The sequence below is a fragment of the Novosphingobium cyanobacteriorum genome, from assembly GCF_029436685.1.
Classification (GTDB): Bacteria; Pseudomonadota; Alphaproteobacteria; order Sphingomonadales; family Sphingomonadaceae; genus Novosphingobium; species Novosphingobium cyanobacteriorum.
Window position 1 is genome coordinate 1 of sequence record NZ_JAROCY010000022.1, and the last position, 14,182, is coordinate 14,182.

Consider the following 14,182-nt stretch of genomic DNA (forward strand, 5'->3'; position numbering starts at 1 on the left):
ACCGGTTGTCTGGTCCGCTCTCCGGTCGGGGCTGCGCCCCTCCCTACGATCAGACCAGACAACCGATCCTACCGGCCATCATAGTCGCCGCTCAACCGGCCATCGTAGTTGTCGCCGCGCACATTTCGACCGCATCACGAGCGGTCAATGGCTGGGGCATGGCGAGCTGAGCACCAGACAATTCATGGAGTGCGATGCCCTCGCGCGCGATATCAACCCAGAAGTATTCGCCACGCGTCAGCCCCTGGTTCACCTCGTCCAGGGTATGCACAATGATGTTTACCGGACGCGCAATGGCCTGCTCGCGCATGATCCGGTCCTCGGCGATGTACCAGTATTCGGCGATGTCGGTCAGGTCCGGGTGGCTGACGATGATCAGCAGGTCGTAATCCGACTGATAGCCGTTGCCCGGCTCGTCTACCCAGTCGCCACGGGCATAACTGCCGAACAGCACGATCTTCTGAATCCTGCCATTTTTCTTCCAGGGCTGCGTCGCACGCGAGATCGCGATGGCGAACTCGTCCATCAGGATCTGCGTCACCCGTTCCAGTTCCTGCTGCTGGGCCGGTGGCAAGTGGTCGATGTCCTTCTTCACTGGCGGAGTCTCGCCCGCCGGCGGTTCAGACGCAAGCCTTGCTTGTGCAAAACGAGTCTCCCAAGACGACTGAGATATGGGTTGGCGGGTTGGCGGCTCCGGCGCGGCACTGGCTGCTCTGGCGTCCAAGCGGTGCCTGGGGCGATGCGGCCGGGTCCATCGACATCTGGTTCGGGCAAGCCTGGCTCTTGTCTTCGGCGCCGGGCCGTACCAGCTAGGCAGGGCGCCGCAATCAATCGGTCAAGCTAGAGGCCTGTGAAGAACAGATGAGTGATATCGAGATCACCCAAGAAGATCGCAATGCGGCGGCGTCAGTGACCGTGCTTTCGAGTATGCGTTCACTCATCCGGCTGGGCAAGTCGGATGATCATCCACTTGTCCAGGCATTTGCCGCCCACCGCAGGTCTTCAGCGCAGCGAACCATTGTCGGTGTCGCAGCCTGGCTGGACCAAAGCGCGCAGCTCCTGCGCGAGATAGGGTCCGAGCTTGATGATGAGGACCACCTTGCCACCCGCATCGCCAATGATCGCGCCGAATGCGCGCAGACGATCGCCCAGCTCGACGTAGGGGTGGTGGACAAGCTGGCGCGGCAACACGAGCTGATGGCCTGACTGGGTAAATCGCAGCTGCGTGATCTGCGCCGTTTGACAGTCGCAACCGGCATGCAGATCGAGCGGTCATTCACCCACGCAGACGGCGCAGCTTCTCGGGATTTGCCAGCAGCGGCCTGATCAGGTCGGCTGTCCTGCGGACAGCAAGGTCTTCATCGCTCCTGCGCCAGGCTTCGAACGTTGGAATGAGTTGGGACTCGGTAATGCCGAGTACCGTGCAGACGTGCCTCACGCGCCGTTTGATACTACCCAAGGTTACGCCCTGTTCGATGGCATAATCAGTGATGCTCTGCCCCGAGGCAAATGCGGACAGCATGGCATAATGCTTGCCGGTGAGACGGGCGAAGCGCGCTTTCAGGTCCATAAGGTCCAGGTCAATGTCACGCCGTCGTGAAATCGCACTTCTCCTGCCTCCCGCTGTCTGTCTCTCTGCGGGAAGTGCGGTGTCGTCCCGAGTCATTGCTGGTCAGCGCCACCTGCTGCAACCAGCTGTACTGTCATAGCCGCCTTAGCTCTCCACGGGGCAGTATCGATGAATACATGGCCGTCAGGCATGCAACCTAACTAGCTGAAATACGGGAAGGTCGGCCCCCGTGTAAAGCGGCATCTGAGAAATCGCGGCCGTCATGCGGGCGATCGAGACGTCTTTGCAGGAACACACTGAGCCGCGGGCATTTTGTGGTGCGCAAACGCTCCGTCAAGTCGGGCCAACGAAGTCGGACCATTCCTCGAGGAGGCAGACGAGTCTGTCGGAGCGGGGAATGAAAGCTTCATGCATCAGCTGGCCGGCTGTCGCCTTCTCACCATTCCTGGCATGGTGGAGCACCTCGCCTGCTGCCTGGTGAAACAGGGCATGGGCCCTGATGACATCTTCGAAATAATGGCCTTGCTTTGCCCGTTCGTCAAAGCTTGGGCTGTAGAGCCAGGTTCCCATCGCGCAGATATCGTCACGCTTTGCCATCTCAGGGGTCATCGTGCTGGTACCCGACAGCACGGCTGCCCGGAGCCGCACCTTCCAGGCAAGGTGCGCATGGATCGCGGCCTGTATCTGCCCAGCAAAACGAACAGCCGTCGATGCACCTTCAACGCCCTCGGTCGGGCCTGGCCGAAGCTGGCTCATCCAGGAATCGCCGGCCGTACACTGCGGCTGCTCGGCTGATGGCCATGGCTCGCTCGGTTCGCATCCCATCATTCGCTTGGGCCCGATTCGGTAAGAGTGCGAAGCAGGAACAGCAATTCGGTGTCCTGATCGATTGCTGACGAACTCATGATTGCCGGGGCGAGGCGTCGTCGGCGACTTGGCAGCATGTGTGCAGTGGGATTGCTGGCCGGGCCCGAGCGCAGGGGGCGATAGACGCCCCTGGTATAGTGGGGCGAGGTAATGACGATGCCGTCCTGGCCTGCCAGCAAAGCATCAAAGTGACGCTTTGCCCGGTCATATCCAGGTCTGGCCGGACTCCATTTCGATCCTCGCGTCATGATCCCTCAAGGTCCCAGATCCGACAAGCGCTGATCGCCTGATCGTCCTGCCACCGACCTTACGACCTCAAGGTAAATTTTTGCCCACTCATCGCCTTGCCCAGCGCGCAAAAAACGTCCCGCAAAGGCGTGCAAGATGGTGATTGCCTGCCGACAAGGCTCAGATTCGACTTAGGTCAGGGTCCGGGGGGGCAGAAGGGCTGAGGGGCCTGCCAAGCTGGCAGCCTTGGCGAGTGACCGGTCCTGGGACATTGCTGAAGGACAGCCCTCGATGTGACTATCTCTTGATTCAGGTCCAGATCAATCAGACAACCCGTGTCGGCTCCGTCGTGGAGACGGTGAACAGCAGCCTAGTGACGGGCCTGATTGCAGCTTTCCACAAACGAAGTAGGCCTCGCCGCCTTGGAGAGTGACGAGGCCTACCTGCGTTTGCTCGGTTGTTCCGAGGAACAGGCGATCGAGCATGGTAACCCTAGCCCGAAATTTCATCGACGCAATCCTTAACGTCGGTCCTTGCACCCGGCCGGTTGCAATCTGCAAATGTCATTTCGGGAGACATGGGTGGTCATTCGAGCCGCACTAGAGCTTTGCGGTCGGCCCCTGTCAGGCGCGGTTGTACGGTGGAATCGAGCGCAAATACCAGTTCTGCGGCCTGGGCCCGTGGTGGAGGAAGGCAAGAACGTGGCGGACGGGACGGGCGAGTTCATGTCTGGTGCTGCGCGGCAGAGCCTCCAGCGCGACGGTGGCCAGGGCGCACCAGATGATGATGCTCAACGGGATGGCGAAAAACACCCCCCTGCGAAGTCCGCGACTCGTAACCATGTGCAACCCGGCAAGTTTGTGATTCTGATGAAATGATTGCGCTCAACGGCTTTCCGCAGCCTGAATGGGCCTCGATATTCAATGGTGCTGCGCGGGAAGGGTGGCGCAAAGGTCGCGTTGAAATGACAGAAGCGGCGTTTGCTTTTGCGCCTGCCTGCCCCCTGTACAAACGAAACTGGTCATGCAGCAAAACTTCAAATTGCGCATTGGTGATTTGTAACAAACGTCGCAAAAACTTTCCGACAAAGGTCCGGATCGCGTGGGCTGCAGGCGATTTTCTTGTAGAAATCAAAGAATGATCCGAAATGGTTTAAACCAATCGGCAGGCATTGTTGGGGGTGGCACGAGATGATATTTTGTAAAATTCTTGGGGGATATTGACCGGAGTAGCGCAAATGCAACCTGTTCAATGCAGGATGGCAAGGGCGGGATTGGGCTGGTCTGTAGGACAACTTGCCGAGCGCGCGGGCGTGCATCGCCTCACGATTACCCGCTTCGAAAGCGGCGCCCCGATCATGGAAGACAACCTCAAAAAGATCCTAAGAGCACTCGTGTCAGGCGGGGCAGCCATTGTTACGGCAGGCAGGCAAGCTGGCGCTGTTTCCATCCCGCAAGCAAGCCACTGCACGCCTCCGTAACCGTGTGCTCGTGATTTCCTGTGCCGACAGAGCACAGATGCGGTCCATTGCGATCGCAGTAATCATCCTCGCACATCAAAAAGGCCAAGCCTTGATGAGGCCTGGCCTTGACTTGGTTCGCGCTGAAAGAGGTCTCATCGTGCGCAGGGATCAGTCGCCGGCGTGGGCTCTTCGATACGCGATCGCGCGACGCGTGCGCTCGTTGGCGCGGGCGCAGGCTTGTGCCGTTCCCTGGCAATGCTGGTTGCGATAGGCGATGCTCTCCCGATCGCGCTGGTTGGCACGTCGGATGGCAGCATTGCGATCGCGGGCGCGATCGGATGCGTGGGCATTGCGATAAGCGATGGCATCACGCTGACGTTCATTCGCCCGCCTGCAGGCCGCAAGGTCCCCGGAAGGACAATGCGTCTTGCGGTACTCGATGCTGGCGCGATCGCGTGCGTTGGCGCGTTCGACGGCGGACGTCTGGGCAAGCGCAGGGGTTGCCACAACTGCGGCAAGGGCGAGAAGCAGGGTGTGGGTCTTGATCATGAGTTCACCGTCGTCGGTTGGCATTGAACCGGCAATGAACCTGTGCATGGCCTGTTCCAGCAATTGCGACGTCAGGGCCAGCACATGGGGCAAGGCGGGTTAGCAAGCCCGCCGCCGGGCTGTGCGGACAGGGCACTTGCGACCAGACATGGAACTCCATGTGGCCTTGAGCACCATCCTCCCGTCGACGGGTCACACGCAACCTCAAGGGTCGATGCGGGACCCAATCAGTCTCTCGTGTGGGCTTTCACCCGTGCCGGGCCAGTCGCCGGCTACTCGCGCAGGGCTTCGTCGCGGATCTTGACGAGTGGCCCGAGGATGTAACTCAGGATCGTCTGGTTCCCCGAACGGATCGCCACTTCGCCGATCATGCCCGGCACGACGGGCTTGCCAGGGCCAAAGTCGGCCTTGGCAGCCTCAAGCCGCACGCGGTAGTAGAGACCACCCTTGGCATCCTGGATTGCGTCTGGCGAAACGTCGGTCACCTTGGCATCGATCGCGCCGTAGACGGTCGCGTCATAGGCGGAGATCTTCACCCTCGCAGGCAGGCCAGGCCAGATATTGCCGCGATCCTTGGGTGCAACCCTTGCCTCGATGATCACGTGCGAGGCGATCGGGACGATCTCGGCAACCGGCTCGCCGCCCTTGATGACGCCGCCAACCGTCTGGACATTGAGGCGATTGATCACACCATCGACCGGTGCCCGAATTTCTTCACGCTGGAACCGGTCCTGGACCGCCCCGTACTGTTCGTCGGCCTTCGCGAGCTCCAGCCGCAACTGCGTTGCCTGCGCCTTTGCCTGCTCCATCACACTGGTCCAGATTTCCCCGCGACGGGCTACGGATTCGCTTACGCCCGCGTACGATTGCGGTATCTGGTTCTGGACGTCGGCGATGCGCGTGCGCAGCGAAAGCAGCGCAGCTCTCTTTTCGAGGACTTCGCGCTCGGAGATGGCTTCCTCGGCGTAGGCCCGTTCGAGCTTGTCGAGCTGCTGCATCGCAAGGCGCTCTTCGTTTCGCAGATTGCCCAGCCTTGCCTGAAGCGAGCTGACTTCAGCCGATTTGGCACGGGCCTGCTGGTCGATGATACCGGCCTGCTGCATGCGCTGGGCGCGGCGTGAGGTGAACATGCCCACTTCGCTGGCTGCGATCTCGGGGGCCTGGCGCGCCAGATCTGCAGGCGGAACGAATGACCCGGCGCCGGAGATTTCCGCGTCAAGGCGGGCAAGCATGAGGCGCTTGGCGACCACATCGGTCCGGGCATTCTGCATGTCGGCGCCGGTAACGGCATTGCTGATCCGGATCAGGACCTGGCCCTTGCGGACGCGCTGGCCTTCCTGAACGAGGATTTCCTTGACGATGCCGCCTTCAAGATGCTGGACGATCTGGTTCTGTGTCGATGGCAGCACGCGACCTGAGCCGCGCGTGACCTTGTCGACCGTAAAGAAGCAGGCCCACAAAGCAAAGGCGGCGACAACCACCAGGATTGCAGCGAGTATGCGCGAGGGGGCCGAGAACGAGAGCCGTGCGCTCCAGGGCATGACTTGTCCGATCGGATGGCTCGGCAGGGTCAGGGCGCCGCCAAGAACACGATTGACTTCACCCGGGCGTACATCTTCGAGAAGGCTTGCGCCTCCCAGGGACCGGATCACCTTGTCGCGGAACTGCTCGAGCGTCATCGTCTAGGCCTGATTGTTGTGGCTCGGCGTTTACGCTTCGTTATCCTTGTTTTTGCTTCATCCTTGTCTACGTGAAAACCTCTAGCCCCCGATTTACTCGCGGTTTTCCATAAACTGGCACTTCACGGGTACCTAAGGGGGAAACCATATGAAGCGCCTTCGCGATGCCTTTGTCCGGTTGGCCGCATGCCGCCAGGACATTGCACAAAGGTTCGGCTCCGGACACGAGAGCCCGAGCGTGCGCGACTATGTCGAAATGCATCCGATGCCGATGATCGACGCGCTCGTGGCCCTGGGCGCCATGCGCGGCATCGCCACCTGCGGCGAGGCCCTCTCGGCCGCCCTTCCGGTCTCGCAGGGCCAGCTTGCAGAGCGCTTCGTGCCGCTTGCGCTGTCCCGGATCGGTCTCGAGGCGCACTGGCACGAAATCGCCAATGCCGACTTGCAGATAAGCGACCTGCCAGTCCTGGCACCCACGGTCGATGGCCGCGCGCTTCTCATCGTTGGCGCGGGCGACGACGACCTCGTGCTGGTTCGCGACGCCGCCGGCGAGCGTGCCATCCATCTTCTCGATCTTCTCCCCGCGCTTTCGGGCAAAATGCTGCGGACCGGTCACGTCGATCCGGTCAATGGAGCGGGCGAGAGCCAGGAAAGGGATCTTGTCCGGCGCAATCCCCGCCTCTGGCTGCTTGGTGCCTACCTTGCCGAACGCAAGGTCCTTGTCCGCCTGGTTGCTGCGGCCGCGCTCCTCAATCTGTGCGCCATGGCGATACCGCTCTATATGCGTGCGATCTACGATCGCGTCGTACCCAACCTTGCGATTTCGAGCCTGTGGGCGCTTTCGGCGGGAATCGTGATCGTGCTGGTTTTCGAACTCCTGCTCAAGAAGCTCAAGAGCAGCTTTGTCGACGGGCTCGCCGTGCGCGTCGGACAGGCCGTGCAGCACCGTGCGGTCACCGCGATCCTGAGGGCGCGCAGCCGCTCGCAAGGCCAGGGGGTCGGTTCGGTGATGACGGCCCTGCGCGACCTCGAGCAGCTTGCCCTGCTGATCCCGCAGGCCATCGTCACATTCTGTGTCGACCTGCCATTCGTGGTGCTCTTCTTCGCCCTGATCGCCGCGATCGGTGGCATGGTTGTGCTCGGCCCCCTCGTCGGTGCGGCAGGGCTGCTCGGCTTTGGCATGGTCGCAAACTACGCGCTCAAGGTCGCGAGCCGGCGCTCGAGCAAGCTGGTCCAGGCGCGCAGCGACCTTATCGCGGAACTGAACGAGGGGTGGACGACGATCAAGGCCAATCGCAGCGAAGGGCTGTTCGAAGGACGCTGGGATGTCCTGTCCGACCATCTGGCGCTCGGCAACAAGCACGTGCGCCACTGGTCCGAGCTGCCTGCCTCGGTGTCGGGCCTGATCGTGCAATTCGTGACCGTCATGGTGGTGGTGATCGGTGTCCTTCAGATCAGGGCAGGGATCATGACTTCGGGCGCCCTCATCGCGGTCGTCCTGCTGACCGGAAGGGCCATGGTGCCGGTTGCCGGCACGGTTGCGATGTTTGCCCGCCTCTACCAGTCGCTCGCGCAGTTCGAAGCTCTTGCCGCGATTCTCAAGGAAGAAGCCGAGCGCCAGGTTTCCGACCCGGCAATCGGCGATGCCCCGATCAAGGGCGCGATTGCGGCGAGCCGCCTTGGCCACCGCTTTGCCGATGCCGCGGCGCCAAGCCTTGTCGATGTCAGCTTCACGATCCGGCCTGGCGAGAAGATCGCACTCATCGGCAAGTCCGGCTCGGGCAAGTCGACCTTGCTGCAACTCATCGCCGGCCTGGTCCAGCCGCAGGAAGGCCTGCTGACGATCGACGGTCATGCGATCGACCGTTTCGCCATTCCCCATCTGCGTCGGTCGGTCGTCTACAGTGCGCAGGACGCCACCATCTTCGATGGAACCTTGTGGCACAACATCCTGCTGGGCCTGCCCGAGCCCGATGAGCGCACTGTCGATCGCGCGATCCGTTGCTCGGGCCTCGATTCCTTCGTGGCCCGGACCGCGGAAGGCTACATGCGCAAAGCCGGTCCGCGTGGCCAGGCCTTGTCGGGCGGACAACGCCAGGCCCTGCTGCTTGCCCGTGCGCTCGTCCGCGATCCTGCCGTGCTGCTGCTCGACGAGCCGACCGCTTCGCTTGACGTGGCAAGCGAGCAGAGCGTGATCGCGGGGCTACGTGAAGCCTGCGCAGACAAGACACTGGTTGTTGCAACCCACCGCCTCGCAGTGCTCGATCTGGTTGATCGGGTGATCTGGCTCGAGGAGGGACGGATCATTGCCGACCGCCCGAAGGCCGAAGTGCTCGCGCGCCTCGGCGCCCAGGCCGCCCAACGCCACGCCGCCGCGGCGGCGTGACGCAGTTAAAGGCCTTTTAACCTTGTCTGTGTAGGGCCGCTTAAGGAAGCGCGCATCGGCACGGCGCCAATGCGAACAGGGGAAGCGAAGTGGCAGGGGCATCCAGCGACGGCGAAGTCAACCACTGGCCTGCATTTGTCGACGTGTTGACGACCGTGATCATGGTCGTGACCTTCCTGCTGGTCATCATGAGCGCCGCAGTCATGCAGCTCTCGCAGCGCGTGATCGCCAACTACAAGCAGCAGATGGAAGCCCAGGAGCTCGCCAAGCAAGGCAAGTGGCCCGGCGCCGGTCAGGCTGGTGCAGCTGCCAGGAACGCCGCCCAGACCAGCGAAGTTTCGCCCGACAGTGCCCCTGATGGCAGTTCGGTCGCCGAGCTCGGATCGGTCCTGCGCAGCGATACCGCGATCAATGGCGCCGAGCGCCTGACCATTCGTACCCGCGAGACCAAGGACACGCTTGCGGTCCAGGTCAAGTCTGTCGAGAGGGCAGACACCGCACAAGGCGTCGAGGTCAAGACCGCGGACACGCTGCTCAAGATCGCCTTTGCCGCCAATGCCGCCAACATCGACGATGACAATGCCTCGCGCATCATCGGTTTCATCCGTTCGAAGGCGGCAGGCGGGGGCAAGTACGAAATCTGGTCCTTTGCGCCCCAGACCGGGTCGATCTCGGAAGCCGAACGGATCGCCTTCTACCGCGCGGCAATGACCCGCAACCTGCTCGTGCGTGCCGGTATCGCGCCGGGCGCCATCCTGACCCAGATTCGCGTGACCGATCCCTCGGCGGGCGACGGACACATGGTCAGGGTCGTCATCAAGCCCTGATCCCAGGCCTGTCAACCAGCATCGAAGCATAGACCCGCACCGGATAGAACCCATGGAACGCAAACTACGGACAGAACTGTTCAAGATGTCCGGCATCATGCTGGTGCTGATGGGGCTTGGCATCTATGCACAGGACTTCGTCATCGCCGGCATCAAGGCGAAGATGGCGCTCAACCTCTCCATCTTCGCGATCTTCGCCCTTGCCGCCAGCATCGCGTTCAAGCACGTGCTCGCCTTGCGCAACGAGATCGTCGCGCTGCATGCGCTGCAGATCGATTACGGCGTGCGCTCGCGTCGGCCCAAGGACCCTTTCGCCAAGCCGGCGATCGTGTTCCACGAGCCTGAACTGCTGGGTGAAGGCTACCACCTGATTGCCGGCGAACTGGGCAAGCAGGAAGACCTGCAGATCTCGACGGCCACCGTCCAGACCCTGCTCCACGACGTCGACCAGCGCATCAACGACCGCAAGTCGACCATCATCTACTTCTCCGGCCTGATGGTCTTCCTCGGCCTGCTTGGCGCCTTCATGGGTCTCATGAAGACCGTCCATTCGGTATCCGAGCTGATCGGTGCCATGGACGTCTCGGGCAAGGGGGGATCAGACAGCTTTGGCAAGATGATCGAGGGCATGAAGGCCCCGCTCAATGGCATGTCCGTGGGCTTCAGTTCCTCGCTCTTCGGCCTGATGACCTCGATGGTGCTCGGCGCGCTCGAGCGCTGCATGACCAGCGCGATGAAATCGCTGCGCAATGAGTTCGAGCGCTGGCTGACCAGCGTCGCAGCGCTCGAAGGTGGCCAGCACGAAGCCGCGCAGGCCAGCGCATCCGAGGTTCCGGGCGTACGTCGGGCGATCGATGCAGGCGTGCGCGAACTTGCTGAAATGCGCGGGGTGCTCGACCAGGCGGCTCACCAGGCGCTTGAAAGTCGAGCCGATCTTGATCTGCTGGCGGCCTCCGTTGCAGGCCTTGCCGATGCGGTCAGCCGGTCGGCCGACCCCCGGCCGCTGCTCGAGCCGATCGGGCAAGCGGTCGCCGATCTTGCCCGAAACCAGGTGGTGATCCTCGCCCAGCTGCAATCGCTGTCGCTCGATGCCGAGGCGGACCGGGCCAACCTTCGGGCGACTCTGGGGACGCTCGGAGCCCTGGTCGAACGCACGGCCCAGGTTGATGGCGCAACCCTTCACCGCCAGCTCGACCAGCTCGTCGACCTGCAGCAGCGCGCCGGGGCCGAGGTGCGCGGCGTGGCGCGCCAGAACGACACTTCAAAGTCCGACGGGGGCGGCCTGATCGCCCGTATCCTGTCACCGGGCCTGTCCCTCGTCTCGCGACTGGTCGGCCTGCGGCATCATTACAGCGCCCGGCAGACCGCCCGCGAACTGCGCCGCTTGCGCAGCGAAACCCGACATGCTCTGGCGACAGGCCGCGAAGAAAGCCGCAGGCTGCATCGCGACCTGATCGCGCGGATGGCAAGCATGGAGGCAGAGGCCATGGCCGGACGTGATGGCGTTGCGAGCCTTTTCGGGCACTTGCGCGATCAAGGAGGCCATCAGGTCACTCAACCAGGTCAAGAGGGTCCGGGCGAAGGAGGCAGACCCCTTGACGCGCGGGCCCAGCTCAGCCGCCTCGTTCAGGAACTCAATGCGCGGATGGATGAGCGCGCTCAGGACCGGGGCCGCCCGTCAGCGGCCGGGGCAGTGCAAGCCAACGCAGGAGGAAGCGTGCGATGAAACTCAACCCCATCTCCCTTTTCCGGCGCAAACGGTTTTTCGCGCGGAGCGCCGAAAGGCACGCCTGCCAGGTCCAGGGTGAACTCGTCCTGACCGACAGCATGGTGACGTACGAGGGAAGACTGATCAACATTTCTGCGGGCGGTGCAATGTTCCGCCCCAGGCTCGCCTATCTCATGCATCGGCGTGACGTCGAAATCGAGCTGCACATCGCGGGCAAGGCAATTGCCGGGACGATCGTTGCAACCACGCCTGCCGGATTCGGCATCCGTTTTGCCGGCCTGCTGGATCAGAAGTCAATCGCGGACATCCTTGCGGCCCAGCGGGACCTAGCGCAAGCCGCCTGACCCAAGCCGCGAAGCCGGCAAAGCTCGGCGACAGCCAGCCGGCAACCTGTCCCGCCCATTGTCTTGCACGCGGAACCTTGCGAGCCTGTGGGCAGTTGCGGTCCATCGGAGCACATGTGCTTTTTAAAGGTGAGGCTGCCATGGACCACGGAAGTTCGATCTTCGTTCCTCAAGGAGTCGCAACCGCAACGCTTTGCATCCTGGCAGTGGTCATCTTCTTGCTGATTGCGATGTTCTGCTGGGCGGCTGTGCGATCCATTCAGTCGGTTGTTGGTCAATCCGGCTCGATGACCAAGCCCCAAGGCGGAAGCATCAAGACTCTGCCGTGTCGTTCGGTCGATCCCACCAGGATGCGGCTCAGGGCACCCCTTCCTTGACGCTCGTAGCTTGACGGCTCGTGCCTTTCGGATCGTGTCTTGACGATGGCCCGCACGGAGCGTCGTGACACACCTTTGCAACGGATGAGCGCTGGTCAATCGCGCTGGTGACGTTCGTGCGGGAAGGTGGAGGCGCCGGTTTGCCGATGCCGGTTAAATCGTCCGAATGCCATCGATCGCCATGTTCCGTGCGCCTGGCCGCGTCGGCGAGGACTGGCGACCAGGTTTTGCGCAAGTCCTCGTCCTCGAAGGCACAGCCTTGCGGCGAGCCAGGCTTGTGGACATGGCACGCAAGGATTTGCAAGACCTCTCATGCCGAAAGCGAGGTTGGTCGCTACCGGCACTGGAAAAGATGCAAGCAGCACTTTTGCCGCGTTCGCGCGGCACTGGGCAGTGATCTGCAAGGCAGATCGAAAACACGCCTAGCCCCCTCTGACAACGTCCTAGGTCAGTAGTTTGCGGCAAGCGTTCTGCCAATCGCTGCGCTCGGGCAGATGCCTATCGCCTGATGTTCGACCACTTGCTGGAAGTTCATGGCGAGCGGGAGGTATGCTGCATCACCGTCGAACTGCTGGCCATGGCTCACGAACGCGCATGCGAGGCCGAACTCGCCGGGCTCCTGGCCGAGGATCTGGCCGCGCGCCGAACACCGTGTCTGATAGCTCTGCGGGCCCGGTTCAGTCCCGACCCTGCTGATCTGCCCGAAGTCGTGGTCAAACTGGTGCCGCTCTCGATCTACGACGGACTTATCGAACAGGGAGAAGCCGCATGAGTGCAGCTCCCATGATCGATGCACAGCGCCTCAGCCTGATGCTCAACGAGCTGCGCCTGCCCACCATCAAACACATCTGGGGGAACTTTGCCGCCCAGGCGGACAAGGAAGGGTGGCCCGCCAGCAGGTTCCTCGCCGCGCTCGCCGAGCACGAACTCGCCGAACGCGATCGCCGCCGGATCGAACGCCATCTGGCAGAGGCCCATCTACCCGCAGGCAAGACCCTCGACTGCTTCGCCTTCGATGCCGTGCCGATGATCTCGTAAGCGCAGGTCATGGCCTTGTGCGCCGGCGATGGTTGGCTTGAGCAAGGCGCCAACCTCATCTTGTTCGGCCCGCCGGGTGGCGGAAAAACTCATCTGGCCGCGGCCATCGGCCTGGCGCTGGTGGAACGGGGCTGGAGGGTTCTGTTCACCCGAACTTCCGACCTCGTGCAACGCCTGCAGGTCGCCCGGCGCGAACTCGCACTCGAATCCGCAATGGCCAGGCTCGACAAGTACCACCAGCTCATCCTCGACGACTTCGTCTACGTCTCGCGCGATCAGGCCGAGACGTCGGTGCTCTTCGAGCTGAACAGCGCACGCTATGAGCGAAGATCGTTGCTGATCAACGCCAACCACCCCTTTGGCGAATGGAACCGGGTCTTCCCGGATCCCGCCATGACGCTCGCCGCCGTGGACAGGCTCGTGCACCTCGCCACCATCTTCGAGATGAACGTCGAAAGTTATCGGCGGCGTACCGCACAGGCCAGGCGCACCGGCGCCGGGCGCCCCGCCGCCTACACCACCCCAAAGGTCCTCGAGACCATCCGCGATAATCAGGATGAGAACGACGACCTTGCCAGCGACAATCAAAACAGGCACTGATCGACGCGCCGCGACAATCACATTCTTATCCTGATTGACGCGCAATCCTCATCCAAGTTGTCGCGCTACACGCGATCTCGAACTCGCAGGTCCTGCGCCGCAATCTTTGGATATCTCCGGCACGGCACGTAGCTCGCGATCCGGTTGCGATCCATCACAGGCTCATATCGACCCAGCACCTGTTTGCATGCATCCGGACGAGGCGAAGGGTGCGACAAGAGCAGCAGTGCCAGAGGCCTCATCAAATGCATCCCATGGCTCCTTGGTGGCGATGAGCAGGGCATAGTCGGGTCTGAACCTGGCCAGCGCTGCGAAACCTTGAACACAATCCACGATTGCATCGTGAGGCGGTTGCGATACTGATACGGCGCGTCATCCCCCTGCCATCGGCAAATACTGGAAAGCTGCCAAGATTGGCCGAGGTCCCCCTTCAACGCTTGCTCGCATACTTGCGAAGCTTATTGCTTGCGTGAGCACGGCTCCTGGAAGGGCTCGACATGGCGCTAGGATCTAATCTTGGGGATGG

At 62.2% G+C, this 14,182-nt stretch carries 14 protein-coding genes and 1 pseudogene; 9 read left to right on the top strand and 6 right to left on the bottom strand.

Annotated elements, in window-relative coordinates; translation table 11 throughout:
- Positions 1-91: 91 nt before the first annotated feature.
- A complete protein-coding gene (locus POM99_RS18295; RefSeq protein WP_277280031.1) occupies positions 92-595 on the bottom strand; it encodes a nucleotidyltransferase domain-containing protein in 504 nt (167 codons plus the stop codon).
- Positions 596-861: 266 nt separating this feature from the next.
- Between POM99_RS18295 and POM99_RS18300 the strand changes: the two genes are divergently transcribed.
- Positions 862-1,206, top strand: coding sequence for a hypothetical protein (locus POM99_RS18300; protein WP_277280033.1), 345 nt, complete (start codon positions 862-864; stop codon positions 1,204-1,206).
- Between the two features lie 70 nt (positions 1,207-1,276).
- On the opposite strand, the gene POM99_RS18305 is transcribed toward POM99_RS18300, so the two are convergent.
- From POM99_RS18305 to POM99_RS18315, 3 genes are all read right to left on the bottom strand, one after another.
- Positions 1,277-1,570 (bottom strand): hypothetical protein, encoded by a 294-nt coding sequence (locus POM99_RS18305; RefSeq protein WP_277280035.1) that lies wholly within the window; start codon positions 1,568-1,570, stop codon positions 1,277-1,279.
- A gap of 333 nt (positions 1,571-1,903) precedes the next feature.
- Positions 1,904-2,326 (bottom strand): CZB domain-containing protein, encoded by a 423-nt coding sequence (locus POM99_RS18310; protein ID WP_277280036.1) that lies wholly within the window; start codon positions 2,324-2,326, stop codon positions 1,904-1,906.
- Positions 2,327-3,288: 962 nt separating this feature from the next.
- Positions 3,289-3,477 carry a hypothetical protein gene (locus POM99_RS18315; protein ID WP_277280037.1) on the bottom strand — a complete coding sequence of 63 codons (189 nt, stop codon included), beginning with the start codon at positions 3,475-3,477 and terminating at the stop codon, positions 3,289-3,291.
- Positions 3,478-3,539: 62 nt separating this feature from the next.
- Between POM99_RS18315 and POM99_RS18320 the strand changes: the two genes are divergently transcribed.
- Positions 3,540-3,806 (top strand): hypothetical protein, encoded by a 267-nt coding sequence (locus POM99_RS18320; protein WP_277280039.1) that lies wholly within the window; start codon positions 3,540-3,542, stop codon positions 3,804-3,806.
- Positions 3,807-3,923: 117 nt separating this feature from the next.
- The gene (locus POM99_RS22500) at positions 3,924-4,145 is read left to right on the top strand and encodes a helix-turn-helix domain-containing protein (RefSeq protein ID WP_369011646.1); all 222 of its coding nucleotides are present in this window, start codon (positions 3,924-3,926) and stop codon (positions 4,143-4,145) included.
- Positions 4,146-4,295: 150 nt separating this feature from the next.
- Here the strand turns inward: POM99_RS22500 and POM99_RS18325 are convergent, their stop codons facing one another.
- Together POM99_RS18325 and POM99_RS18330 are read right to left on the bottom strand one after the other, a co-directional pair.
- Complete coding sequence (locus POM99_RS18325; RefSeq protein WP_277280041.1) at positions 4,296-4,676, bottom strand: hypothetical protein; 381 nt, start codon at positions 4,674-4,676, stop codon at positions 4,296-4,298.
- Between the two features lie 272 nt (positions 4,677-4,948).
- Positions 4,949-6,355 carry an HlyD family type I secretion periplasmic adaptor subunit gene (locus POM99_RS18330; protein WP_277280042.1) on the bottom strand — a complete coding sequence of 469 codons (1,407 nt, stop codon included), beginning with the start codon at positions 6,353-6,355 and terminating at the stop codon, positions 4,949-4,951.
- A gap of 238 nt (positions 6,356-6,593) precedes the next feature.
- On the opposite strand from POM99_RS18330, the gene POM99_RS18335 reads away from it, so the two are divergent.
- The 6 genes and pseudogenes from POM99_RS18335 to istB all read left to right on the top strand — a co-directional run bounded on the left by POM99_RS18335 (position 6,594) and on the right by istB (position 13,656).
- Positions 6,594-8,741 carry an ATP-binding cassette domain-containing protein gene (locus POM99_RS18335; protein WP_277280044.1) on the top strand — a complete coding sequence of 716 codons (2,148 nt, stop codon included), beginning with the start codon at positions 6,594-6,596 and terminating at the stop codon, positions 8,739-8,741.
- An 89-nt stretch (positions 8,742-8,830) separates the two neighbouring features.
- Positions 8,831-9,568, top strand: coding sequence for a hypothetical protein (locus POM99_RS18340; RefSeq protein WP_277280046.1), 738 nt, complete (start codon positions 8,831-8,833; stop codon positions 9,566-9,568).
- A gap of 52 nt (positions 9,569-9,620) precedes the next feature.
- Positions 9,621-11,294: a hypothetical protein gene (locus POM99_RS18345; RefSeq protein ID WP_277280047.1), complete on the top strand. Its 1,674-nt coding sequence runs from the start codon at positions 9,621-9,623 to the stop codon at positions 11,292-11,294.
- Positions 11,291-11,641 (top strand): PilZ domain-containing protein, encoded by a 351-nt coding sequence (locus POM99_RS18350; protein ID WP_277280049.1) that lies wholly within the window; start codon positions 11,291-11,293, stop codon positions 11,639-11,641. The genes POM99_RS18345 and POM99_RS18350 overlap by 4 nt, the downstream gene beginning before the upstream one ends.
- Before the next feature lie 885 nt (positions 11,642-12,526).
- The gene (locus tag POM99_RS18355) at positions 12,527-12,790 is read left to right on the top strand and encodes a hypothetical protein (protein ID WP_369011644.1); all 264 of its coding nucleotides are present in this window, start codon (positions 12,527-12,529) and stop codon (positions 12,788-12,790) included.
- Positions 12,787-13,656, top strand: a pseudogene (gene istB, locus POM99_RS18360) (IS21-like element helper ATPase IstB). The gene POM99_RS18355 and the pseudogene istB overlap by 4 nt, the downstream one beginning before the upstream one ends.
- Positions 13,657-14,182: the final 526 nt, after the last annotated feature.

Bases quoted from the DNA above. Each gene is read 5' to 3' on its own strand.
- POM99_RS18300 (WP_277280033.1), top strand. From the start codon at position 862: ATGAGTGATATCGAGATCACCCAAGAAGATCGCAATGCGGCGGCGTCA.
- POM99_RS18305 (WP_277280035.1), bottom strand. From the start codon at position 1,570: ATGGACCTGAAAGCGCGCTTCGCCCGTCTCACCGGCAAGCATTATGCC.
- POM99_RS18310 (WP_277280036.1), bottom strand. From the start codon at position 2,326: ATGAGCCAGCTTCGGCCAGGCCCGACCGAGGGCGTTGAAGGTGCATCG.
- POM99_RS18320 (WP_277280039.1), top strand. From the start codon at position 3,540: ATGATTGCGCTCAACGGCTTTCCGCAGCCTGAATGGGCCTCGATATTC.
- POM99_RS22500 (WP_369011646.1), top strand. From the start codon at position 3,924: ATGGCAAGGGCGGGATTGGGCTGGTCTGTAGGACAACTTGCCGAGCGC.
- POM99_RS18325 (WP_277280041.1), bottom strand. From the start codon at position 4,676: ATGATCAAGACCCACACCCTGCTTCTCGCCCTTGCCGCAGTTGTGGCA.
- POM99_RS18330 (WP_277280042.1), bottom strand. From the start codon at position 6,355: ATGACGCTCGAGCAGTTCCGCGACAAGGTGATCCGGTCCCTGGGAGGC.
- POM99_RS18345 (WP_277280047.1), top strand. From the start codon at position 9,621: ATGGAACGCAAACTACGGACAGAACTGTTCAAGATGTCCGGCATCATG.
- POM99_RS18350 (WP_277280049.1), top strand. From the start codon at position 11,291: ATGAAACTCAACCCCATCTCCCTTTTCCGGCGCAAACGGTTTTTCGCG.
- POM99_RS18355 (WP_369011644.1), top strand. From the start codon at position 12,527: ATGTTCGACCACTTGCTGGAAGTTCATGGCGAGCGGGAGGTATGCTGC.